The organism is Xanthomonas sp. NCPPB 1128 (assembly GCF_001043115.1).
GTDB lineage: Bacteria > Pseudomonadota > Gammaproteobacteria > Xanthomonadales > Xanthomonadaceae > Xanthomonas_A.
Window position 1 is genome coordinate 82538 of sequence record NZ_LFME01000012.1, and the last position, 22350, is coordinate 104887.

Annotated in this window: 18 protein-coding genes and 2 other RNA genes; 5 read left to right on the top strand and 15 right to left on the bottom strand. The window is 70.3% G+C overall.

What is annotated here, in order from left to right; translation table 11 throughout:
• Nucleotide 1: 1 nt before the first annotated feature.
• Nucleotides 2-448, bottom strand: coding sequence for a division/cell wall cluster transcriptional repressor MraZ (locus ACP93_RS09905; protein WP_048490522.1), 447 nt, complete (start codon nucleotides 446-448; stop codon nucleotides 2-4).
• A 326-nt stretch (nucleotides 449-774) separates the two neighbouring features.
• Here ACP93_RS09905 and ACP93_RS09910 point away from each other — a divergent pair, with 326 nt between their 5' ends.
• The gene (locus ACP93_RS09910) at nucleotides 775-1560 is read left to right on the top strand and encodes an NRDE family protein (RefSeq protein WP_048490523.1); all 786 of its coding nucleotides are present in this window, start codon (nucleotides 775-777) and stop codon (nucleotides 1558-1560) included.
• A 236-nt stretch (nucleotides 1561-1796) separates the two neighbouring features.
• On the opposite strand, the gene rnpB is transcribed toward ACP93_RS09910, so the two are convergent.
• The 3 genes from rnpB to rsmI form a co-directional block, all read right to left on the bottom strand.
• Nucleotides 1797-2163, bottom strand: an RNA gene (rnpB, locus tag ACP93_RS20825) — RNase P RNA component class A.
• A gap of 28 nt (nucleotides 2164-2191) precedes the next feature.
• Nucleotides 2192-2866, bottom strand: a complete 675-nt coding sequence (locus ACP93_RS21720) for a hypothetical protein (protein WP_131721603.1) — start codon at nucleotides 2864-2866, stop codon at nucleotides 2192-2194.
• A gap of 58 nt (nucleotides 2867-2924) precedes the next feature.
• Nucleotides 2925-3752 carry a 16S rRNA (cytidine(1402)-2'-O)-methyltransferase gene (gene rsmI, locus ACP93_RS09915; RefSeq protein WP_048490524.1) on the bottom strand — a complete coding sequence of 276 codons (828 nt, stop codon included), beginning with the start codon at nucleotides 3750-3752 and terminating at the stop codon, nucleotides 2925-2927.
• 81 nt (nucleotides 3753-3833) lie between these two features.
• On the opposite strand from rsmI, the gene ACP93_RS09920 reads away from it, so the two are divergent.
• From ACP93_RS09920 to ACP93_RS09935, 4 genes are read left to right on the top strand one after another with little or no spacing between them, the layout of a single operon-like run.
• A complete protein-coding gene (locus ACP93_RS09920; protein WP_048490525.1) occupies nucleotides 3834-5558 on the top strand; it encodes a penicillin-binding protein activator in 1725 nt (574 codons plus the stop codon).
• Nucleotides 5548-5916, top strand: coding sequence for a YraN family protein (locus ACP93_RS09925; RefSeq protein WP_017914048.1), 369 nt, complete (start codon nucleotides 5548-5550; stop codon nucleotides 5914-5916). The genes ACP93_RS09920 and ACP93_RS09925 overlap by 11 nt, the downstream gene beginning before the upstream one ends.
• A gap of 1 nt (nucleotide 5917) precedes the next feature.
• Nucleotides 5918-6469: a metal-dependent hydrolase gene (locus ACP93_RS09930; RefSeq protein ID WP_048490526.1), complete on the top strand. Its 552-nt coding sequence runs from the start codon at nucleotides 5918-5920 to the stop codon at nucleotides 6467-6469.
• On the top strand, nucleotides 6466-7851 hold the full coding sequence (locus ACP93_RS09935) for an FAD-binding oxidoreductase (RefSeq protein ID WP_048490527.1): 1386 nt from the start codon (nucleotides 6466-6468) through the stop codon (nucleotides 7849-7851). The genes ACP93_RS09930 and ACP93_RS09935 overlap by 4 nt, the downstream gene beginning before the upstream one ends.
• Nucleotides 7852-8178: 327 nt before the next feature.
• Here ACP93_RS09935 and ACP93_RS09940 read toward each other — a convergent pair whose 3' ends face one another.
• The 11 genes from ACP93_RS09940 to thiL all read right to left on the bottom strand — a co-directional run bounded on the left by ACP93_RS09940 (nucleotide 8179) and on the right by thiL (nucleotide 22326).
• Nucleotides 8179-8679 (bottom strand): AAA family ATPase, encoded by a 501-nt coding sequence (locus ACP93_RS09940; protein ID WP_048490528.1) that lies wholly within the window; start codon nucleotides 8677-8679, stop codon nucleotides 8179-8181.
• A gap of 150 nt (nucleotides 8680-8829) precedes the next feature.
• On the bottom strand, nucleotides 8830-9558 hold the full coding sequence (locus ACP93_RS09945) for a response regulator (protein WP_048490529.1): 729 nt from the start codon (nucleotides 9556-9558) through the stop codon (nucleotides 8830-8832).
• Nucleotides 9548-12226, bottom strand: coding sequence for a sensor histidine kinase (locus tag ACP93_RS09950; RefSeq protein WP_048490530.1), 2679 nt, complete (start codon nucleotides 12224-12226; stop codon nucleotides 9548-9550). The genes ACP93_RS09945 and ACP93_RS09950 overlap by 11 nt, the downstream gene beginning before the upstream one ends.
• Nucleotides 12227-12292: 66 nt before the next feature.
• Nucleotides 12293-12889 (bottom strand): potassium-transporting ATPase subunit KdpC, encoded by a 597-nt coding sequence (gene kdpC, locus ACP93_RS09955; protein ID WP_228135996.1) that lies wholly within the window; start codon nucleotides 12887-12889, stop codon nucleotides 12293-12295.
• 80 nt (nucleotides 12890-12969) lie between these two features.
• Nucleotides 12970-13048, bottom strand: a non-coding RNA gene (locus tag ACP93_RS21110) — sX9 sRNA.
• Between the two features lie 61 nt (nucleotides 13049-13109).
• Nucleotides 13110-15179, bottom strand: coding sequence for a potassium-transporting ATPase subunit KdpB (gene kdpB, locus ACP93_RS09960; RefSeq protein ID WP_048490532.1), 2070 nt, complete (start codon nucleotides 15177-15179; stop codon nucleotides 13110-13112).
• A gap of 10 nt (nucleotides 15180-15189) precedes the next feature.
• Nucleotides 15190-16914, bottom strand: a complete 1725-nt coding sequence (gene kdpA, locus ACP93_RS09965; protein ID WP_048490533.1) for a potassium-transporting ATPase subunit KdpA — start codon at nucleotides 16912-16914, stop codon at nucleotides 15190-15192.
• A gap of 16 nt (nucleotides 16915-16930) precedes the next feature.
• Nucleotides 16931-17023: a potassium-transporting ATPase subunit F gene (locus ACP93_RS09970; RefSeq protein WP_010341961.1), complete on the bottom strand. Its 93-nt coding sequence runs from the start codon at nucleotides 17021-17023 to the stop codon at nucleotides 16931-16933.
• A 293-nt stretch (nucleotides 17024-17316) separates the two neighbouring features.
• The gene (locus ACP93_RS09975) at nucleotides 17317-18831 is read right to left on the bottom strand and encodes an outer membrane beta-barrel protein (RefSeq protein WP_048490534.1); all 1515 of its coding nucleotides are present in this window, start codon (nucleotides 18829-18831) and stop codon (nucleotides 17317-17319) included.
• Nucleotides 18832-19535: 704 nt separating this feature from the next.
• Nucleotides 19536-21107 carry a CocE/NonD family hydrolase gene (locus tag ACP93_RS09980; protein ID WP_204243668.1) on the bottom strand — a complete coding sequence of 524 codons (1572 nt, stop codon included), beginning with the start codon at nucleotides 21105-21107 and terminating at the stop codon, nucleotides 19536-19538.
• Nucleotides 21108-21351: 244 nt separating this feature from the next.
• Nucleotides 21352-22326, bottom strand: coding sequence for a thiamine-phosphate kinase (gene thiL / locus ACP93_RS09985; RefSeq protein WP_048490536.1), 975 nt, complete (start codon nucleotides 22324-22326; stop codon nucleotides 21352-21354).
• Nucleotides 22327-22350: the final 24 nt, after the last annotated feature.

Consider the following 22350-nt stretch of genomic DNA (forward strand, 5'->3'; position numbering starts at 1 on the left):
CTCACAACTTCAGATCGAGCAATCCATCGCCCAGATCCTCGTCAGACAACGTCTGCTGGATCAGTGCGCGATGAGCCTGCTCGCTCCACAGTTCGAACTTGTCGCCCATGCCCAACAGCACGGCGCGCTTTTCAATGCCCACCGCGGCGCGATGGCTCGGCGGAATGGTGATGCGGGCATTGCCATCCAGCTCCAGCGCCGCCGACGAACCCACCAGCTTCTGCTGCAGGACCCGCACCACGCGCTGGGTGTTGGGCTTGGCCATGACGTCGTCACGGACCCGCTCCCACTCCTTCTCCGCATACAGCCACAGGCAGCCGGCCTCGAACGGGTTGTAGGTCAGCACTAGCCGATTGCCGCTCACGCGCGCGACGAGGTCGCGGTACGCGGTGGGAACCGCCATACGCCCCTTGTCGTCCACAGTGATTGCGGTCTCGCCCTGAAACACGACGCCTGCACCTTTCCGAATCCGCCTGGGCGGTCATTGAACCACGAAAAACCACAAAAAACCCGGTTTCCCCTCAAGTGCCCACCTTAGCAGCGCGCAACGGGTTGTCAACAACTTTGCGAGCGGCAAATCGCTAGCGGGATCAATGGTTTGCAACGATCTTTAGAGACTTGTTCAAAGCTTATCCACAAGTTACTGTTTCGTCTCAAATTTTGAGATTGAACGGAAATTCAGGCCTGTGTACGGGGCGTTAAGGCGGTCGTCACCGACCGTCGACATGACGCGTGGGCTCGCGCCTCGTTGCGCAAGCGCGCACACTGCGGCGCATGTGTCTGGTCGTTCTCGCGCACGCTGCGCACCCGCGATGGCGCTTGCTGCTGGTCGGCAACCGCGACGAGTTCCACGCCCGCCCGACCGCGCCGCTGCAGCGCTGGCCGGCCCCGGCGCAGCGCCTGCTGGCCGGGCGCGACCTGCGCTCCGGCGGCACCTGGGTGGGGCTGGACGACGCCGGCCGCTGCGCCGTGGTCACCAACGTGCGCGACCCGCTGGCGTCGATGTCCGGCGCCTCGCGCGGCGCCCTGATCGCCGACTACCTGACCGGCGCCGAGCCGGCCGCGGCCTTCGCCGGCGCGCTGGCCGCGCGCGCCGACGCTTTTCCGCCGTTCAACCTGCTGCTGGCCGATGCCGCCGGCGCCGCCTACGTCGGCAACCACCCGCCCGGGCGCAGCGCCCTGGCGCCCGGCGTGCATGGGATGTCCAACGGCGCGCTGGACGCACCCTGGCCGAAGACCCTGCGCCTGCGCACTGCCGTGACCGCCTGGATCGCCGCCGGCGACGACGACCTGGCGCCGCTGTGGCGGGCGCTGGCCGACGAGACCCTGGCCGACCCGGCCGACCTGCCCGACACCGGGGTCGGCCCGGAACTGGAACGGCGGCTGTCGCCGGCCTTCATCCGCGGCCATGACTACGGCACCCGCGCCAGCACCATCGTCGCGGTGGACGCCGCCGGCTACGGCTGGATCCACGAGCGCCGCTTCGGCCCGGATGGGGTGTTCCTGGGGGAGACGCGGCTGGAGAACCGGGACCAAGTGGCGGACACCGGGAGGCAGTAACGCCTGCGCTCAGCCATCACCCCCCAGCGACGATGGCGTGGCGGACCTGTGCTGGCACGTCGGGTGCGTGCAGTCGGGACTGAAGTCCCTCCCACAACAGGGCAGCGACGGCGGCGAAGCGAACAGAATCGGCAACGGCGGCAAGCCGGGATCCATGACGCCGCCAGCATCAACGCCTGACAGGCGAGCGGGACAAGTGAGCGAGCGCCAGAGCGCGCATATACATAGAAGAAAAGTGGCGGAGCCGGCCGATAAGCCGGGTTCTGTCGTGGACAGTCATTCTTCTAGGCGCACCGTCACCGGTACGCTCAAGCAACCTACCCGGACCCGACGCGGGCCGCGCCATGAGGTCCCTATTTGGTCTTGCTCCAGGTGGGGTTTGCCGTGCCGGTCCGTTACCGGACTCGCGGTGCGCTCTTACCGCACCATTTCACCCTTACCGGCCTGCTTGCGCAGACGTAGGCGGTATCTTTCTGTTGCACTAGTCCGTCGGCTCGCGCCGCCCAGGCGTTACCTGGCACCTTGCCCTATGGAGCCCGGACTTTCCTCGGCATCCCACCGCACCGAAATGCGAGGGGATGACGCGACTGTCTGGCCGACTCCGCCGCGCGCATTGTCGCATGTTTCCCCATTAGAAGCGGACGCCATCTCCCTCTCGGGACACCAGCAGTACCCGCGCAAAGCGGCTTTCCAACTGCCATTCATGCGCGTTTCGCGGCACAGCCAAACTTGCTGCCATTGGCCAGAGGTCGCAAATGACCAGAAGCCACACTTGGTCACAGCACTCCAAGTAACCCTCAATGTTTTTGTTCTTTCTTAAGACAGCGGCTTGCAGCAGATCCTGCGTCAAACTTGGTGTGCGCCACACGGAACCACCAATCCAGCGCCCGGGCTCATCGGGCTCCTGAGCACATATCGTGAGTCCTTGAAGCCACTGGGGAAGGAGTTGCCGCGCTCGGGCATCCAGCGCGAGAACCTGGAACATCGCCCCTGAATCAGTGCGATGCCTCTCCACAAGCGCCACAAGTTCGCGAACCGCCGGTTTTTTTGCGGGCGGCGTACCGTCGAACGAGGCATTCACAAACAAGCGGTGGCCGTATGTTTCCTCATACAACATTCTCGCCTCGGCAAGAATGTTGCGTTGAGCAGCCTCTATCTCACGAGCAGGCAACCGCGACGCCGGATCGTCGCGCTGGAAAAGCTGAGTGACCTCGATACCAACGCTCGTGTTGCTGCTGCGGATCACAAGATCGGGCGCAGGCGGATCCGGTTGTTCCACAACGCCCTTGGGGATCTCCTCCGGCATGACCACCCTGGCTAGGTCCAGCCATGCCAACTCTCTTGCCTTCTGGCGTGCCGCCTTGCTAGCCACCGCCGTACAACGCCTTGCGCGGCGCACCGGTCAGTTCGGCGGCCAGCTTGGCGGCGGTGGACGGCGGCAGGTGTTCGCTGAGCTTGGCGTAGACGCGGCGGCCTTCGGCCAGCTGCGCGTCGGCGTCGTCGCCGGCGCCCTGCACCATCAGCACGAACTCGCCCTTGCGCTGGTTGTCGTCGGCCTCGACCCGGGCGTGCAGGTCGGCCAGGGTGCCGTCGAGCACGGTCTCGAACAACTTGGTCAGCTCGCGCGCCATCACTGCCGGGCGGGCGTCGCCGAAGGCGGCGCGGCAGTCGGCCAGGGACTCGGCGATGCGGTGCGAGGCTTCGTAGAACACCAGGGTGCGCGGCTCGCCGGCCAGCCGCAGCAGGCGCTCGCGGCGCGCCGAGGCCTTGGCCGGCAGGAAGCCTTCGAAGGCGAATCGGTCGCTGGGCAGGCCGGCCACGCTGAGCGCGGCGATCGCCGCGCAGGCGCCGGGCACCGGGCTGACCCGCACCCCGGCCGCGCGCGCGGCGCGCACCAGGCGGTAGCCGGGGTCGCTGACCAGCGGGGTGCCGGCGTCGCTGACAAGGGCCAGCGACTGGCCCTCCAGCAGGCGCGCGACGATGCGCTGGGACAGCGCCTCCTCGTTGTGTTCGTGCAGCGCCAGCAGCGGCCGCTCGATGCCGAAGTGGGCCAGCAACTGGCCGCTGCGGCGGGTGTCCTCGGCGCAGATCGCCGCCACCGAGCGCAACGTCTCCTGGGCACGCGGCGTCAGGTCGGCGAGGTTGCCGATCGGCGTGGCGACGACATGCAGGGTTCCGGGCTGGGCGCTCATCGACGGGCTTTCCATGGTCAAGGGTAGAATCGTAGCGGTTTTCCCCGGCGCGCCCGGCGTGCCCAGCCGAATGGACCAGAAATGAACAAGCGATTCGCAAGGATTTCCGCCCTGTCGCTGCTGGCGTTGCTCATCGCCGGCTGCGCCACCTCCAGCGTGACGCCGAGCGCCTCGCCGGCCCAATCGGCAGCGCTGGCGCTGCTGGACCAGGGCAAGCCGCGGGACGCGGCGCAGCAGCTCGAGGCGCAGGCCGCCGGCGCCGCCGGCAGCGAGCGCAACCAGTTGCTGGGCGACGCCGCCTTCGCCTGGTACGAGGCCGGCGACGCCGCCCGCGCGCGCAGCCTGCTGGCGCAGGTGCAGCCGCGGCAGTTGCCGCCGCTGAGCAAGGTGCGGGTGGCGCTGGTCGAGGCCGAACTGGCCCTGGCCGACCGCCAGCCGGCCAAGGCGCTGCAGGCGCTGGGCAGCGATCCGCAGGCGGTGCCGCAGAACCTGCGCGCGCGCTGGCATCTGGCCCGCGCACAGGCGCTGGAAGGCACCGGCGACGCCACCGCGGCATTGGACGAACGCGCGCGCGCCGACAACGGCCTCAGCGGCCAGGCGCGCAGCGACAACCAGCGCGCCATCGTGCGCCAGCTGGCCACGCTCAACGATGCCACCCTGCAGGCGCGCGCCGCCGCCCTGCCGGCCGGCGACCCGCTGTACAACTTCGTCGGCCGCGCATTGCTGAGCCGCGGCCTGGCGCTGCCGCGTCCGTTCGACCGCGGCGAGCAGTGGGGCTTCGACACCAGCAAGCGGCCGCCGGCCGAACGCGACGGCTACCGCCCGCCGGCCAAGCTGGCGGTGCTGCTGCCGCTGAGCGGCAGCCTGGCCACCGCGGCCGCACCGGTGCGCGACGGTCTGCTTGCCGGCTATTACGGCGAGACCCGGCGGCGTCCTGCGATCGACTTCATCGACACCACCGGCACCCCGGCCGGCGCACTGGCCGCCTACCAGAAGGCGGTCGACGGCGGCGCCGATTTCGTGGTCGGCCCGCTCGGCCGCGACGAGGTCACCGCGCTGTTCGGGCGCGACGCGCTGCCGGTGCCGGTGCTGGCGTTGAACCGCGGCACCCACGCCCCCCCGGGCGGCAGCGCCGGCTTCTCGCTGGCCCCGGAAGACGACGGCATCGCCGCCGCCGAGTACCTGCTGGCGCACGAGCGCCACAACACCCTGGTGATCGGCAGCAACGACGACAACGGCCGCCGCGCGGTGGCCGCGTTCCGCGACCGCTTCAGCGAACGCGGCGGCAAGGTCGCCGGCAGCGTCAGCGTGGCCGACACGCCGGGCGACATCGGCGCGCAACTGCGCAACGCCGGCGCCGCCGACTCGGTGCTGCTGGCGGTGAAGGGCAACACCGCCCGCGCGCTGGCGCCGCAGCTGGCGCTGGCCGGCTTCGCTGGCAAGACCCGGGTGGCGACCTCGCAGCTGGTGCTGGGCACCGGCAAGCCCGAGGACGACCTGGTACTGGACGGCATCGTCTACCCGAGCGAGCTGTGGAACGTACGTGGCGTCGGCGGCCTGCCGGCGGCGACCAGCGTGGCCGACATGCTGCCGACCGCGCGCGGCCCGGCCGGGCGCCTGTTCGCGTTCGGCTACGACGCCTGGCAGATCACCGCCTACCTGGAAAAGCTGGCGACCGCCAAGGACAGCGGCCTGCGCGGCGCCACCGGTGTGCTGCACCTGGACGGCTTCGGCAACATCGTGCGCACCCCGGCGTGGTCCACCTTCAGCGGCGGGCGCCCGACCCCGCTGCCCGATGGAAACTGAGCGGCGCCGACGCGGCAACGCGGTGGAAGCAGCGGCGCGCGCCGAACTGGAGCGCGCCGGCCTGCGCCTGATCGCCGCCAACGTCGCCTTCCGCGGCGGCGAGCTGGATCTGGTGATGCAGCAGGCGCAGAGCCTGGTGTTCGTCGAAGTGCGCTACCGGCGCAGCACCGCGTTCGGCGGCGGCGCGGCCTCGGTTGATCTGCGCAAGCGCCGCCGCCTGCTGCTGGCTGCGCAACTGTTCCTGGCCGCGCATCCGCAGTACGCCAACTGGCCGTGCCGCTTCGACGTGGTCGAGGCCGAAGGCGATCCGCCGCGGCTGACCTGGCTGCGCGACGCGTTCCGCGCCGAGGATTGCTGAGATGCCCAGCGTCTTCACCCACGCCGCGGTGCCGCTGGCGCTGTGGGCCGCCGCCGACCGCGGGCGCATTTCCACGCGCCTGCTCGGCGCCGGCATCGTCGCGTCGATGCTGCCCGACGCCGACGTGCTCGGCTTCGCCCTGCACATCCCCTACGCCGACGCCTTCGGCCATCGCGGCGCCAGCCACTCGCTGCTGTTCGCCGCCGTACTGGGCGTGCTCGGCGCGCTGCTGCACCGCCCCCTGCGCGCCGGTGCGTTGCAGGCGGCCGTCTGGATGTTCGTCTGCACCGCCTCGCATCCGCTGCTCGACGCGATGACCTCCGGCGGCCTCGGCGTGGCCCTGGCCTGGCCGTGGAGCGAACAGCGCTGGTTCGCGCCGTGGCGGCCGATCCGGGTCTCGCCGTTCGCCAACGGTTTCTTCAGCGCGCGCGGCATGGCCACGCTGCTGTCGGAACTGCGCTGGGTGTGGCTGCCGCTGGCGCTGGCGGTGTGCACCTGGAAACTGCTGCAGCCGCCCTCGCCCTCCACTTCGTCGTCGCCGTCTTCGCCATGACCACCGCCTTGCCCACCGCGCTCACCGACACTCTTTCCGCCCTGCTCGGCGCCGAGGGCTGGCGTACCGATCCCGATAGCCGCCGCAGCTACGGCGAGGACGATTCGCGGCGCTGGGCGCTGGCCGACGCGGTGGCGCTGCCGCAGACCCGCGAGCAGGTGCAGGCGATCGTGCGCGCCTGCCGCGCGCACCGCGTGCCGCTGGTGGCGCGCGGCGCAGGTACAGGCACCGCCGGCGCCGCGGTGCCGTTCAGCGGCGGCGTGGTGCTGTCGTTCGCGCGCATGAACCGCATCGTGCAGCTGCGCCCGGCCGACCGCTGCGCCGTGGTCGAACCCGGCGTGCTCAACGGCGACCTGCAGCAGGCGCTGGCGCCGCACGGCCTGTTCTGGCCACCGGATCCGTCCAGCGCGGAAATCTGCAGCGTCGGCGGCAACCTCTCCACCAACGCCGGCGGGCCGCGCGCGGTGAAGTACGGCGCCACCCGCGACAACGTGCTCGGCCTGGTCGCAGTGACCGGCACGGGCGAGCTGATCCGCTGCGGTGGCGCCTACACCAAGGACGCCACCGGCTACGACCTGACCCACCTGCTGGTCGGCAGCGAAGGCACCCTGGCGCTGATCGTGGAAGCGACGCTGAAGCTGTCGCCGCGGCCGCTGGCGCAGGCCGGCCTGCGCGCGCTGTACCGCGACGCCGCCGCCGCCGCCGCCGCGGTGTCGCGGCTGATGGCGCAGCCGAGCACGCCGACCATGCTGGAATTCATGGACCGCAGCGCGATCGCGCTGCTGCGCCGCAACGGCAGCGACGTGCCCGAGGCCGGCGCGATGCTGCTGATCGAGGCCGACGGCGACCACGACACCCTGCCCTACGCGCTGCAGGCGCTGGGCGCGGCGGCCGAAGGCGACGGCCTGCTGGCGCTGGACGTGGCCGCCGACGGCAGCGCGCGCGACCGCCTGTGGGCCGCGCGCCGCGCGCTGTCGCCGGCGCTGCGCACGATCCGCCCCGGCAAGATCAACGAAGACGTGGTGGTGCCGGTATCGCGCATCCCAGAGCTGGTCGCCGGCGTGGAAGCGCTGGCCGCCGAGTTCGACCTGCCGATCGTCGCCTTCGGCCATGCCGGCAACGGCAATCTGCACGTCAACATCATGTACGCGCCCGACGACGCCGCCGAAACCGCGCGTGCGCATGCCGCCCTGCCGCGGCTGTTTTCGCTGGTGCTGTCGCTGGAAGGCACGCTGTCCGGCGAACACGGCATCGGCGTGGCCAAGCGCGACTACATGGATCAGGCCTTCGACGCGGCGACCCTGGACGCGATGCGCGCGATCAAGCGGGCGCTGGACCCGGATGGGATCCTCAATCCGGGGAAGGTGTTGCCGGAGCCTTGATCGATTCGGGATTCGGGATGACCAGCCTGGCGGCTGTTGAGAGCCGGGATTCGGGATTCGGGATTCGGGATTCGCAGCAGCGTCTTTCGCGTGCGGATCCATTGCAACGTCGCCATGCCGCCATGCCGTCGTAGGAGCGGCTTCAGCCGCGACCGGCGTCCCCGGCAAGGCCACGGTCGCGGCTGAAGCCGCTCCTACGACGGACCAAGGCGATCGCGGCACACGCAATGGCATTGCGCACAGGATGCGCTATCGCTACCGACGACCGATGCGGGCGCGTGGCGGCGATGGGCACCTTGCCGGACGCCGCCTCCCCACATACGGCCTTCATGACACGCATTCGGCAGGCGTGACCACGCTGACGTGATCGGCGCCTTCGACAAGCGTCGGCGCTTCGAACACTTTGGCCACGGATTGGATCGCCTCTTCCGGAACCTGTTCGTCCGCTGCACGCTGCAGGTTCCGCGCGAGCGCAACAGGCAGCGGGACCTTGACCCACACGATCTCGATCCTGGCACCGGCCGCTTTCGCGATGGCGACGATCGGCGCCCGATGCCGCACACCCGGCAACGCCGCGTCGAAATAGGCGGTGCAGGGCCGCATCGGTTGCCGCGCAATCCATGTGGTCTTTCCCGCGCCCTGCAGGCCGCATACGATCACGACAGTCCAGGCTCCCGCAGGCGCACACGGACCAGCGAGGATCGCCGTCAAGGCGTCGTGGCTTTGCCGCCAGGCGGCTTGGTTGCGTTCCGGCGTCCACACACGACCATGTTCCGTCTGCAGGAAGCGGTCCGGGTTGAGCACGATGGGATGGGAGCACAAGGTCATCTGTTCTTTCGTTTTATCGCGTTCACCGCCTCCCAAGGCACGCGTTACGACTGTAGGAGCGGCTTCAGCCGCGACCGAGCGTCACCGGCAAGGCCAAGGTCGCGGCTGAAGCCGCTCCTACGGAAACCCAGGCAAGGCGGCCACGACACATCACGCGGACGGGCACTGCACGCCGATGAAGCGCAATCCCACGCCCGGCTCGGTGGCGATGTAGCGCGGGGCCACGGCGCTGTCGCCGAGTTTCTGCCGCAGTTTGCCGACCAGGATGCGCAGGTAGTGCGTGTCGTCCTGGTGGGTGGGGCCCCACAGTTCGCGCAGCAGTTGCGGCTGCGTCACCACGCGGCCGCTGTGGCGCAGCAGCAGGGCGAGCAGCGCGTACTCCTTGCGGCTGAGCGGCAACGCCTCGCCGTCCAGGCGCACTTCGCGCAGGCCCAGGTGGATGTGCAGGTGGCCATCGTCGAACACCGGCTCGGCCTCGCCGGCCACCGGCTGCATGCGCAGCAGCACGCGGATGCGCGCCATCAGCTCCTGCACGCCGAACGGCTTGGTCACGTAGTCGTTGGCGCCGGCGTCCAGCGCCTGCACCTTCTCGTCCTCGCCGGCGCGCACGGTCAGCATGATCACCGGCACCGACGACCATTGCCGCAGTTCGCGCAGCACGCTGTGCCCGTCCTGGTCGGGCAGGCCGATGTCCAGCACCACCAGTTCGGCGCCGTGCGCGGCCAGTTGCGCCAGGCCGGCGGCACCGCTGTCCGCCTGCAGCACGCGGTAGCCCTGCGCGCGCAGGCTGATGTCGAGGAAACGGCGGATCTGCGGCTCGTCGTCGATGACCAGCACGCGTGGCGGCGGAATCGGATCGGCGTGGGACTCAGTCGGCATCGGGGCGGGACGGCGGCGCGGCGGGTTCGATAAGCGGCAGGGTAATGCGGATCGTGGTGCCGCGGCCATCGGGGCCGGGCAGCGCCTCGACGCTGCCGCCGTGTGCGCCGATCATGCCCTGGCAGATGGTCAGGCCCAGGCCGGTGCCGTGGCGGCCGCGGTCGCCGCGCTCGACGCTGTAGAACATGTCGAAGATGCGCGCCCGCTCGTCCTCGGGAATGCCCGGGCCGCGGTCGCTGATGTCGATGCGCAGGCGGCCGTCGACCATGCCGGCGGCGACGCGGATCGCCGTATCCGCCGGCGAGAACTTGGCGGCGTTCTCCAGCACGTTGAAGATCGCCTGCTCGACCAGCGCCGGGTGCACCCACAGCGTCGGCAGTTCCGCGGCCAGGGCGATGTCCAGGCGCACCTGCGGCTGGTAACGCTGCAGGCGCCGCGCGGCCGAGCCGATCAGCTCGTCCACGCCGATCCAGTCGCGGTTCAAGGTCAGCCCGGTGTGGCCGAGCCGGGTCATGTCCAGCAGGTTCTGGATGTAGCGATCCAGGCGCTCGCCTTCCATCTGGATGGTGTCGAGCAGGCTGCGGCGATCGTCCGCATCCATCGCCTGGCCGTAGCTGGACAGGCTGCTGGCCGCGCCGATCATCGCCGCCAGCGGCGAACGCAGGTCGTGCGAGACCGAAGACAGCAGGGCCGAGCGCAGCCGCTCGGTCTCGCCGCTGACCCGCGCGCTCTCCAGGTCGGCGACCAGCCGCGTGCGCAGCGCGGCCTGGCCGATGTCCTCGACCATCGCCTCGGCCAGGCGCTGCTGTTCCAGGCCCGGGCGCTGCACGCCGGCGCCGAAGCGCAGGCCGACCACGCCGATCGCGCCGCGCTCGTGGCGTACCGGCAGGAACCACCAGCTCGCGCCGGCCAGGGTGTCGGTGAAGCGGCCGGTAGCCTGGCCGTGGCGCTGTGCCCAGTCGGCGGCGCTGCGGTCCACAGCGGCCATCGACGGTGCGTAGTCGTCGGCGCCGTCGTGGGCGCGTTCCAGCGGCTGCAGGCGCAGCCAGGCCTCGGCGTCGAGCGTGCCGGCGAGCGCGCGGCGCCCGGCCTCCAGCACCTGGCCGAGGTCGGCGGCACTGGTCAGCTCGCGGCCCAGCCGCTGCAGTGCGGTGGTCTGCGCGTTGGCCGCGCGCAGCGCCAGCACCTGCATGCGCAGGCGCGAGGCCAGGCGCCCGGCGACCAGCGCCGCGACCAGGAACAGCAGCACCGTGACCAGGCCCTGGCGCGCGCCGATGTGCAGCGTGTAGCGCGGATCGATGAAGAAGAAATCGTAGGCAAGGAAGCTCAGCAGCGCGGCCAGCACCGCCGCGGTCATCCGTGTCTTCGCCGCCACCACCACCACCGCGACGATGAACACCATCGACAGGTCGTCGATGCCGACCCAGCGCTCGGCCAGCCAGCCCACCGCGACCGCGGCCAGGGTGGCGAACGTGGCGAACACCAGGTCGTCGCGCGACAGCCAATGCCCCGGGCTGCGCCAGCGCCGCCGCGCGCGGGCGCGCGCTTCCGGCGAACTGATGATCACCAGTTCGTAGTGCGCGCCGCGTTGCAGCAGTTGCTGGGTCAGCGTGCGGTTGATCATCCGCGCCAGCGGGCGCTCGCGGGTGCGGCCCAGCACCAGCGTGGACACGCCGCTGCGCGCGGCATGGTCGAGCAAGGTGTCGGCGACGTTGGCGCCGTGCAGCAGCGCGGCCTCGCCGCCGAGCCGACGCGCCAGGGCGAAGGCGCGGTCGATCTCCAGCTGCCAATCGGCGTCGGGCTGCGCCTGGGTCTGCACGGTGACCACCGTCCACGGCGCGCCGCGGCGTTCGGCCAGGCGCCGCGCCACCCGCACCAGGTAGTCGGACTGGCCGCGCCCGTCGATCGCCACCATCACCGTGCGCCGCAGCGCGACGCTGGTGCGGCCCTGCGCGGCCTGCACGTCGCGCAGATCGTTGTCGACGCGGTCGGCGGCGGTCTGCATCGCCAGTTCGCGCAGCGCGGCCAGGTTCGACGGCGAGAAGAACGCCTGCAGCGCCTGCCCGGCCTGCTCGGGCAGGTACACCTTGCCCTGCTGCAGGCGCTCGATCAGTTCGCGCGGCGGCAGGTCGACCAGCACGATGTCGCGCAGGCGGTCGAAGATCGCATCGGGCACGGTCTCGCTGACGCGCACGCCGGTGATGCGGTGGACCACGTCGTTGAGGCTTTCCAGGTGCTGGATGTTGACCGTGCTGTAGACATCGATGCCGGCGTCGAGCAACTCCTGCACGTCCTGCCAACGCCGCTCGTGGCGGCTGCCGGGCGCGTTGCGATGGGCCAGTTCGTCCACCAGCACCAGCGGCGGACGCAGCGCCAGCAGCGCATCCAGGTCCATCTCGTCGAGGGTGCGGCCGCGATACTCCAGGCGCCGCCGCGGCTGCACGGTGAGGCCTTCCAGCAGCGCCGCGGTCTCGGCGCGGCCGTGGGTCTCGACCACGCCGACCACCAGGTTGCTGCCCTGCTGCTGCAACTGCCGCGCGCGCGACAGCATCGCGTAGGTCTTGCCGACCCCCGGCGCCGCGCCGAGGAACACGGTCAGGCGCCCGCCGCGCTCGCGCTGCAGTTCGCCGATGAGGGCGTCGGCCTGTTGGGTGCGGGGGTCGGGCATCGAAGGGCCGGGATTGGGGATTCGAAATTGGGGATTGGCGAAGCGTACAGCCTCAGGCCGTGCGCTTTACCGCTTTTGCTCCTTCCCATTCCCGATTCCCGTTTCCCCATTCCCCGCCGCGTCCAAGGCCAAATTCAGCGCCAGCACATTCACCCGCGGCGCGCCAAGCACGCCGAACTGGCGCGGCTGGGTCTGCGCGGCGACCAGGGCGGCGACGGTCTGCGGCGGCAGGCCGCGCGCGGCGGCGACGCGTGCCACTTGAATCTGCGCCGCATCGACGCTGATGTCCGGGTCCATGCCGCTGCCGGACTGGGTGACCAGGTCGTCCGGCACCTGCGCCGGGTCGATGCCTTCGCGCGCAGCGACCGCCTGGCGGGTATCGTCCAGGCGCTTGCGCAGGTCGGGGTTGCTGCGCGCCTGGTTGCTGCCGGCCGCCGACATCGGGTCGTACTTGGCGCCGGACGGACGCGGCTGGAAGTAGCCGGTGGCGGCGAACGGCTGCGCCACCAGCGCCGGCCCGACCACCCGGCCATCGTGGGTGCGCAGGCTGCCGTTGGCCTGCTCGGGGAACAGCGCACCCGCCAGTACGGTGGCCAGCAAGGAGTAAAGCGCCGCGGAAGCGAGCACCAGCAGCGGCAGCATCAGCACGGCGCGCCAGCGCATCGGTTCGCGGAGGGAAACGGAAGACACGGTCATGGGAGCGATTCCGGAAGGAGCGAAAAAAACGGCGCCGGGCGGGGAGTGGCGATCAAAACGTCGCGAGCGGTCGCCAGGTGGGTGCGGACGGCGCGGAGAAACCGCAGTGTACGAGGGGGGGTACATGAGGATTCCGAGCACCGTCCGCGCCCGCCTGGCGACTGCGCAGCGGTTTTGTTGGCCGCTCTCAGCCCAGTGCCACCAGCAGCAGGTCGATGGCCTTGATCCCGACGAACGGCAGCAGCACGCCGCCCACGCCGTAGATCAGCATGTTCCGGCGCAGCAGCGAGGTCGCCGACGACGGGGTGAAGCGCACGCCGCGCAGCGCCAGCGGGATCAGCGCCGGGATCACCAGCGCGTTGAAGATCAGCGCGGCCAGCACCGCGTTGGTCGGGCTGGACAGGCGCATCACGTTCAGCGCGGCCATCTGCGGGATCGAGGCGGCGAACAGCGCCGGCAGGATCGCGAAGTACTTGGACACGTCGTTGGCCAGCGAGAAGGTGGTCAGCGCGCCGCGGGTGATCAACTGTTGCTTGCCCACTTCCACCACCGCCAGCAGCTTGGCCGGATCCGAATCCAGATCGACCATGTTGCCGGCCTCCTTGGCCGCCTGGGTGCCGGAGTTCATCGCCAGGCCGACGTCGGCCTGGGCCAGCGCCGGCGCGTCGTTGGTGCCGTCGCCGACCATCGCCACCAGGCGTCCGCCGGCCTGCTCCTGGCGGATGCGCGCCAGCTTGTCCTCGGGCGTGGCTTCGGCGATGTAGTCGTCGACGCCGGCCTCTGCGGCGATGGCTGCGGCAGTGAGCGGGTTGTCGCCGGTGATCATCACCGTCTTGACGCCCATCGCGCGCAGCCGCGCGAACTTCTCGCGCACGCCGTGCTTGACCACGTCCGACAGTTCGACCACGCCCAGCACGTGCCGGCCCTCGGCCACCACCAGCGGCGTGGCGCCGCTGCGCGCGACCTGCTCGACGCGGCTCTTCAGCTCCGCCGGCACGTGCCCGCCCAATGCGGTGACGTGGCGAATCAGCGCATCGGCGGCGCCCTTGCGGATCGAGCGCGGCGACGCCGTGCCGAATGCCGGCAGGTCGACGCCGGACATGCGCGTCTGCGCGGTGAAGGCGACGAACTCGGCGCCTTCCGGGTCGGCCGGCGGCAGGCCCTGCTCGCGCGCCAGGCGCACGATCGACTTGCCTTCCGGGGTCGGGTCGGCCAGCGACGACAGCATCGCCGCCTCGCGCAGCTGCGCCACGTCCACGCCGCTGAGCGCATGGAACACGGTGGCCTGGCGGTCGCCGTGGGTGATGGTGCCGGTCTTGTCCAGCAGCAGCACGTCGACGTCGCCGGCCACTTCCACTGCCTTGCCGGACTTGGCCAGCACGTTGGCCGACAGCGCGCGGTTCATGCCGGCGATGCCGATCGCCGGCAGCAGTCCGCCGATGGTGGTCGGGATCAGGCACACCAGCAGCGCGATCAGCAGCAGCGGATCCACGTGCACGCCGACGAAGCCGGCGATCGCCGGCAGCGAGGCGACCACGATCAGGAAGGTCAGGGTCATTGCCGCCAACAGCATGGTCAGCGCGATCTCGTTCGGCGTCTTCTGCCGGTTGGCGCCTTCCACCAGCGCGATCATCCGGTCCAGGAAACTGTGGCCCGGCTCGGCGGTGACCTTCACCAGGATCTCGTCGGACAGCACCTTGGTGCCGCCGATGACGCCGGAGCGGTCGGTGCCGGCCTCGCGCAGCACCGGCGCGGATTCGCCGGTGACCGCGGCCTCGTTGATCGTGGCAAGACCGTGCACGATCTCGCCATCGGCCGGGATCAGTTCGCCGGCCGACACCACCACCAGGTCGCCCGGGCGCAGTTCGGCGGCAGGCACGCTGGCCTCGCCGTCCAGCCGCACGCTGGCGACCCGGCGCGCCACCAGGTCCTTGCGTGCGCGCCGCAGCGAGGCGGCCTGGCCGCGGCCGCGGGCCTCGGCCACCGCCTCGGCGAAGTTGCCGAACAGCACGGTGACCAGCAGGATCGCGGTCACCGCCCAGCCGAAGCCGGCCGGGCCCTGGCCGGACACGGTGATCAGCGCCGACAGCAGGGTGCCGGCGAAGACCACGGCCATCACCGGGCTGCCCAGCAGGTGCCGCGGCGACAGCTTCAGCACGCTGTCGCGCAAGGCCGCGCGCAGCGCCGCGGCATCGAACAGCCCAGGCCGGCGCGCCGGCGAAGAGGCCATGGAAGGAGAAGGATGCGGGGTGCTCATCGTCGTCGTCTCAGTGCGCGGCCAGGGTCAGGTGATCGGCGATCGGTCCCAACACCAAAGCCGGCGTGAATTGCAGAACGGTCAGGACCGCGATGACCGCGATCAGGGTCAGCGCGAAGGTCGGGGTTTCCACCTGCAGGCTGCCGCCGGTTTCCGGCGCCACCCGCTTGCGCGCCAGCTGCGCGGCCACGATCAGCGGCACGATCAGCGCCGGATAGCGGCCCAGCAGCAGCACCGCGGTGCTGCTCAGGTTCCACCACGGAATGCCGTCGCCCAGCCCCTCGAAGCCGGAGCCGTTGTTGGCGAAGGCCGAGGTGTACTCGTAGAACACCTGGCTGATGCCGTGGAAGCCGGGATTGGAGGTCGCCGAGATCGAGGCCGGCAGGGCAAGGGTGATCGCGGTGAAGCCGAGCAGCACCAGCGGCTGCAGCAGGATCAGCAGCGCCAGCAGGCGCACTTCCGGTGCCTCGATCTTGCGCCCGAACAGTTCCGGGGTGCGCCCGGTCATCAAGCCGGCCAGGAACACGCTCAGCAGCAGGTAGACCAGGAACTGCTGCAGGCCGCAACCGATGCCGCCCCAGATCGCGTTGATCAGCATGTTGACCATCGCCACGCCGCCGGTCAGCGGCGCCAGCGAATCGTGCATGGCGTTGACCGAGCCGTTGGAGGTCTGCGTGGTCAGCGACGACCACGCCGCCGAGCTGTCCACGCCCAGGCGCACTTCCTTGCCTTCCATCAGTGCGGCGCTGGCGGTGCTGGCGCTATTGCCTTCGGCCCACATCGACAACGCGGTGGACGCCAGCGACATCACCAGCATGCTGCCGAACACCAGCGCGGTGAACTTGCGGCGCCCGGTGAACGGGCCGACCATGAACGCCACCGCCACCGGGATCAGCACGATGCCCAGCATCTCCAGCAGGTTGGAGAACGGTGTGGGATTCTCCAGCGCCATCGCGCTGTTGGGGCCGTACCAGCCGCCGCCGTTGGTGCCGAGCTGCTTGATCGCCACCATCGCCGCGACCGGACCGAGCGGGATCTTCTGCGTCTGCTGCCCGGCGCTGGCATCCAGCGGCGTGGCGACCGGGCCGGCGGCCAGCGTCGAGGGCACGCCCTGCTGGGTCAGCAGCAGCGTCCACAGCAGGCACAGCGGCAGCAGGAAGCGCAGGGTCGGACGGATCACGTCGGCCCAGTAGTTGCCGAGATCGACGTCCTGCGCCGCCTCGCCGCCGCTGGCCGCCGCCGTGCGCGCCGCGTCGTGGCCGCGCCCGCCGAACAGGCCGCGCAGCGTCGCCACGACCAGTGCCAGGCCCATCATCGGGGTGATGAACTGCAGGCCGACCACGCCCACTGCCTGCGACAGGTACGACAACTGCGCCTGGCCCGAGTAGTGCTGCTGGTCGGTGTTGGTCAGGAACGAGACCATGGTGTGCAGGGCCACGTCCCAGCGCATGTTGGGCACCGCATCGGGATTGAACGGCAGCCAGGCCTGGGTCACGAACAGCGCGAACACCAGCACGCCCAGCACCAGGTTGCTGGCCAGGAAGGCACCGGCATAGGCGCGCCAATGCATGCCACGCGCCGGGTCGGTGCCGAGCAGGCGGTACAGCGGGCGTTCGATCCAGCCGAACAGCGCGTCGCCGCGCATCGGCGCCCCGCGCATCACCTTGGCCAGGTACAGGCCCAGCGGCCATCCCAGCAGCAGCGCGAGCGCATAGACAAGCAATGTATCGATCATGGAAGTGGCACTCGGCTCAGAAATCTTCGGGGCGCAGGATCACGTACAGCAGGTAACCGGCCGCGACGATCACCGCCACGCCGCAAACGAACGAAAGCCAACCGCTCATGGTCTCAACTCCGAAACAAAGGGACGGCCCGCCGCACGGCAGGCCGCAATCGCATGGGAATACCGCCGCACGCGGCGCGCGCACGGAGGCAGAAGGGAAGCGCAACATGGCGACGCACGCCGGGTCGGACAGGCCTTCTGGCCCAGGCCGGCATTATCGAAGCCGGCGCCATAAACTCTCCGTGGCGAAGCCACGCGGCGCGCATAAATTCTGCGTAAAACCGCGCGGCGCAGGCGATTGCGCCACCTCTCCCGGCGCCTCGCCACCGCCTGCACCGGCAGCGCGCGACGACCTCAGTAATGCAGGATCGCGTCGATCAACGCCGTCGCCTGATGGTTGCGGCGGCCGCCGTCATAGGCGGGGAAATCGTAGGCGTGTTCGTAGCGCAGCTCCGGGCGGATCTCCAGATCCTGCGACACCCAATGGGTCAGGCCGATGGTGTGGCTGGAGTAGCGCGTGGCGAAGCCGGTGCGCTGGCCATCGTGGTCGTTTACGAACTCGTTGCGGATCGCCAGCATGTCCGAGGCGCCGAGCTGGATGTTGACGTAGTTGACGATGGCATCGGCGCTGCTGCGCCCCAGCGGGAAGTCCGGCGCCTCGCCCAGCGCGTAGCCCGGGCGTCCGGTCGGCGCGTGCGACTGCGACGGATCGGTGGCCAGCGCCTGGTCGCGCACGTAGAGGTGATAGGCCTCGGTGAGCATGTGCACCTTCGGCGAGAAGCGGTGCCCCCAGGTCAGCACGAACTCCTGCAGGTTGTTGTAGGTCTGCGCGGCGTTGTTGTACGACTCCACGCAGGGATACAGCATGTCGTCGTTGCTCTTGGAGACCCAGCGCAGGCAGGCCTGCGCGCTCAGGCGGCTGGTCGCGTCCCAGATCGCCGAATCGTCGCCGCCGTGCACGCCGAGCTGCAGCGTCCACTGGTCGTTGAGCTTGGTGGTGGTGAGGAGGCCCATGTTGGTATAGGCATCGACGGTGTACAGGATCGAATGGGTCAGCAGGTAGTTGTTGGGCGAGAACTGCGCCTCGATGTCCGGCAGCGACAGGTAGCGGCCGACCGTGACCAGCATGCCCTGCGCCACCGACGGCAGGTACAGGTCCACATGCGCGATCATCGGATCGTTGCCGTAGATCTTGCCGTTGAGCGCGCTGTTGGACTGCGGGTGGTGCAGCAATTGGTCGCTGGTGACGCCCTTCATCGTGGTGTAGTGGTAGTCGTAGCCGTACAGGTCGTCGAGGTGGAAGCCCCAGTCGACATGATCGGTCTGCACCGTGTCCGGCACGCGCTGCAGGCGGATCAGCGCCTGGTTGAATTCGCCGCGATTGGGCCGCGTGGAGTAGGACAGCGGATAGTTGCTGCGCGAGGACGTGCTGGCATTGAGCGAAGGATTGATCCAGCCGTACAGCTCGATGCGGTTGCGCTGCATCCACTGTCCCACGCGCGTGCACGCCAGCGCCTTCTCGACCGGGTACTGCGCATTCTCGTTGGGCACGCCGACCGGATAGTCCACCGCGCCGAGTTGCCATTCGGCCGACGGGAACGGTGGCGAGGAGAACGGCGACGCCAGGCCGCGGCGCGCCGGCGTCGGCGCATCGGGATCGGCCGGTTGCGCGTCTTCGCGATAGGCGGCCGCCAGGCGCGAGAGGAAACCGTTGCTGCAGTCGGCGCTGCGCGCCAGCGGCGGCGCAGCGACGTCCTGCGCCGTTACCGGCGTGGCTTCGGAAGCCGGCGCCGCCATGCCAGCGGCCGCGGCGGGGCCCGCACACAGCACGGCCAGGGACAGGAACAGAGGATGGAGCTTCATAGACATCGTGATCTCGGCTCGCAAGGAGCCGTCCTTCTTTGGGTGGAGGGGAAACGACAGCGCGACGCGTCACGCGCACGCGCTATCGCAGGCGATACGCCTGGTGGCGCATCGCGGTGAAAGAGTTGGAATGCAGCGCCGCGGTGGCGGCGTCAGCGGGTCAATGCGTGTGCAGTGAACGCACGCGGCTGTGTGGTGGCGGATGCTGCAAGGCGCTGCGGCAACCATGGCGGCGTCGCGACGCTTGCGGCGTGCTGCGTTTCCTGGTGCGGAGACCGGACCGTTGCGGCGGCGTCGGATGCGATACGCCGCACCCGCACGCAAGCGTTGCGGGCAGCCACACGCTCAAGATTGCAGCCATCGATTCCACGCAAACACCCCTGTCGTCAGCGCGGAAAGTATAGGAATCGCCGAATATCTTCGTTGCAAAGCGCGCGCCGGTTCGAATAAAGCCTGCGTAAATTCGTGCGCGTGATGACCCTGACGTGCGCGATGCTGTGTGTGCCGTACCCTCATCCGCCCCTGCGGGGCACCTTCTCCCGGTGGGAGAAGGGAAAGGCCACAAAGCCCCTCTCCCACCGGGAGAGGGGTTGGGGTGAGGGTCCGGCGCGCGAAGCGCCACGCTGATCCAACTGCACGAGGCTTCGCCCGTACCCTCATCCGCCCCTGCGGGGCACCTTCTCCCGAAGGGAGAAGGAAGAAGCAATGCCTCAGTGCAACGGCACGCTCAGGAACGACGGCGTCGCCGTCGGCGAGCTGAAGCTCACGGTGCCGCCGAAGCGGCTGGCCGAGGTGTAGCGCGGATCGGTGGTGTCCACCACCAGCACCAGGCGGCGGCCGGCCGGGATCTCGACCGCGGTCGCCTGCAGCGCCAGGTCGAGGGTCACCGGCTTGCCCGGCGTCGCGTTGCGCAGCGTGTACGGCACGTGGCTGAGCAATTGCGCCGAACCCGAGCCATCCATGCTGTAGAGATAGGCGAACAACGACACGTTCGACTGGCTCGGGGTCACCGTCAGCCGCAGCGACGGCGCGCCGGCCAGGCGCTTGTCGCTGGACAGTACCGGGCCACTCCACACCGCGGCACCGGCGCGGCTGACCAGCGGGATCGAGGTCGTCACCGGCTGGCCGAAGCCCTGCAGCAGGCCGCTCAGCATCACCACGCCGGAATCGGCCAGGGTCGGCACGCCGGTGGCGATGCGGTAGTTCCAGCCGCTGCTGTTGCCGTTGGTCAGCGAGCCGGTCGGCAGCAGCAAGCCGCTGGGCCCGCTCAGGCCGTAGCGCGTGGCACCCGCCTGCACGCTGTTCCAGTCGGCATAGCTGAGCCAGGTACCACCCAGGGTCGACAGTTGCACCGGCGCTTCGCGGTCAACGCCGTTGTCGCGGCCCTTGAGGTAGCGGTCGAACCAGCGCGTGGCCTCGGTGTACACCTGGTTCGGCAGGCCCAGCGCGCCCGGCAGTTCGGCGGTGGCGTGGTCGCCCTGGCTGAACATCAGGTGCTTGGGCACGCTCAGCCGGTTGTACAGGTCGATGTACTGGTTCGGCGGGAACAGGCCGTCGTTGAAGGCATTGGCCAGCAACACCGCCGGGCCGTTGCGGTTGAGCGCCTGCACCTCGTTGATCACCCCGCGCTCGGCGGCCTTGGGCAGGAAGCCCTGCACCGCGCCGTCGTAGTCGCCCACCGCCACGCGTGCGGTGATCTGCGCCAGCTCCGGGCCGGGCCGGCCGGTGGCGACCCCGGCGGCGACCAGCAGGCCCACGCCCTGCTGGCTGACCGTGGTGTTGGCGTACAGCGAGGCCTGCAGGTCGGCCCAGCCGCTGAGCGCGGCTACCGCCTTGATCCGCGGGTCGCGCGCGGCGGCGAGCAGGCTGGTGCCGGCGCCGTAGGAGATGCCCGACACGCCGATTCTGTTGGCATCGGACGGTGTGTTGGCCAGCGCCCAATCGATCACCGAGCTGACGTCCTCCACCGTCGGCGCGCCGGCGATGTCGATCAGCCCCTGCGAATCCCAGAACCCGCGCGAGGTGTAGCTGACCACCACGTAGCCGTCGTTGGCCAGTTCGCTGGCGCGGCCCACGTACTCCAGGTTCGGCAGCGACCAGCTGGCCGGCATCACCACCAGCGGGAACGGTCCGGGGCCCTGCCCCTGCGGCACCAGGACCAGCGCGCCGAGCTTGGTGCCATCGAAACTGGAAATGCTCTGGTACTGCTTGCTGAAGCCGGCCGCGGCCGCGGCGGCGGAGAACACCAGCAGCATCGCGCCAAGGGCGATGCGACGTGACACGGACATGCGCATGGACTGCCTCCCAAGCGGCGCCGGACCGGAATGGCCGGCTGCCGGAACGGTAATGCCAGAACGGTGACAAGCGCTCGACACGGGGCCGGGCAGGCGGACCGTACCACCGGGTACGGGCGATGTTCACGCCGCAGTGCGGCACGGTATGGAAGGACCGCCAGGAGTGCCCCGATGGGCGCGCATTGGCGGCAAGCGCTGTCGCCGCGGCCGACGCCGGCGGCGCCAGCGGGAATCAGCTCAGGAAGTGCTCATAGCCGCGTCGCGGCGGCTGCCACGGCCGGCCATCGGCATCGCGCACCACGATGCCGCGGCCGGCGACGATGCGCCCGATCGGCGTCGCCGTCACCCCGACCGCCTGCAGCGCCTGCACGATCGCCGCGTGCTGGGCCGGGTCGGCGGTGAAGCACAGCTCGTAGTCGTCGCCGCCCCCCAGTTGCCAGGCGTGCACCTGGGCCAGGTCCGCGTCTGCCGGGGCGGCGACCGCCGGCAGCGCGGCCAGGTCCAGTTCGGCAGCGACGCCGCTGCGCGCGCAGATGTGCTCCAGGTCGGCCAGCAGGCCATCGGAGACGTCCACGCAGGCGCGCGCCAGGCCGCGCAGGCGCAAGCCGGCCTGCACCCGCGGCGTCGGCCGCAGCAGGCGCTGGCGCAGGCGTTCGTGCAGGGGATCGGCGGCCGGCGCGGTCACGTCCAGCCGGCCACCCTGCCACAGCGCCAGCGCCGCGGCCGCCTCGCCCGGCTGGCCGGTCACCCAGACCTCGTCGCCCGCCTGCGCGGCATCGCGGCGCAGCGCCATCGTCGCCGGCACGCTGCCGATCGCGGTGACCGACAAGGCCAGCGGCCCGCGCGTGGTGTCGCCGCCGGCCAGGCCGATGCCGTGCGCATCGGCCAGGGCGAAGAAGCCCTCGGCGAACGCATCGACCCAGGCCATGTCGACCTGCGGCAGCGACAGCGACAGCGTGCACCAGCGCGGTTGCGCGCCCATCGCCGCCAGATCGGAGAGATTCACCGCCAGCGTCTTCCAGCCGATGTCGGCGGCCGCGGTCTCGGCCGGGAAATGCACCCCGGCATTGAGCGTATCGGTGGTGATCGCCAGCAATTCCCCCGCCGGCGGCAGCAGCAACGCCGCATCGTCGCCGATGCCCAGCGGCAGATCCGCGCGCGCCCGGCTGCGCGCACGCAGGCGCTCGATCAGATCGAATTCAGGCATTGAGGGGCCGGGAGTGGGGATTCG

What these genes read in the sequence shown, in the direction of transcription:
- ACP93_RS09910 (WP_048490523.1), top strand. Translation starts at nt 775, where the DNA reads ATGTGTCTGGTCGTTCTCGCGCACGCTGCGCACCCGCGATGGCGCTTG.
- ACP93_RS21720 (WP_131721603.1), bottom strand. Translation starts at nt 2,866, where the DNA reads ATGCCGGAGGAGATCCCCAAGGGCGTTGTGGAACAACCGGATCCGCCT.
- rsmI (WP_048490524.1), bottom strand. Translation starts at nt 3,752, where the DNA reads ATGAGCGCCCAGCCCGGAACCCTGCATGTCGTCGCCACGCCGATCGGC.
- ACP93_RS09920 (WP_048490525.1), top strand. Translation starts at nt 3,834, where the DNA reads ATGAACAAGCGATTCGCAAGGATTTCCGCCCTGTCGCTGCTGGCGTTG.
- ACP93_RS09925 (WP_017914048.1), top strand. Translation starts at nt 5,548, where the DNA reads ATGGAAACTGAGCGGCGCCGACGCGGCAACGCGGTGGAAGCAGCGGCG.
- ACP93_RS09930 (WP_048490526.1), top strand. Translation starts at nt 5,918, where the DNA reads ATGCCCAGCGTCTTCACCCACGCCGCGGTGCCGCTGGCGCTGTGGGCC.
- ACP93_RS09935 (WP_048490527.1), top strand. Translation starts at nt 6,466, where the DNA reads ATGACCACCGCCTTGCCCACCGCGCTCACCGACACTCTTTCCGCCCTG.
- ACP93_RS09940 (WP_048490528.1), bottom strand. Translation starts at nt 8,679, where the DNA reads ATGACCTTGTGCTCCCATCCCATCGTGCTCAACCCGGACCGCTTCCTG.
- ACP93_RS09945 (WP_048490529.1), bottom strand. Translation starts at nt 9,558, where the DNA reads ATGCCGACTGAGTCCCACGCCGATCCGATTCCGCCGCCACGCGTGCTG.
- ACP93_RS09950 (WP_048490530.1), bottom strand. Translation starts at nt 12,226, where the DNA reads ATGCCCGACCCCCGCACCCAACAGGCCGACGCCCTCATCGGCGAACTG.
- kdpC (WP_228135996.1), bottom strand. Translation starts at nt 12,889, where the DNA reads ATGCGCTGGCGCGCCGTGCTGATGCTGCCGCTGCTGGTGCTCGCTTCC.
- kdpB (WP_048490532.1), bottom strand. Translation starts at nt 15,179, where the DNA reads ATGAGCACCCCGCATCCTTCTCCTTCCATGGCCTCTTCGCCGGCGCGC.
- kdpA (WP_048490533.1), bottom strand. Translation starts at nt 16,914, where the DNA reads ATGATCGATACATTGCTTGTCTATGCGCTCGCGCTGCTGCTGGGATGG.
- ACP93_RS09970 (WP_010341961.1), bottom strand. Translation starts at nt 17,023, where the DNA reads ATGAGCGGTTGGCTTTCGTTCGTTTGCGGCGTGGCGGTGATCGTCGCG.
- ACP93_RS09975 (WP_048490534.1), bottom strand. Translation starts at nt 18,831, where the DNA reads ATGTCTATGAAGCTCCATCCTCTGTTCCTGTCCCTGGCCGTGCTGTGT.
- thiL (WP_048490536.1), bottom strand. Translation starts at nt 22,326, where the DNA reads ATGCCTGAATTCGATCTGATCGAGCGCCTGCGTGCGCGCAGCCGGGCG.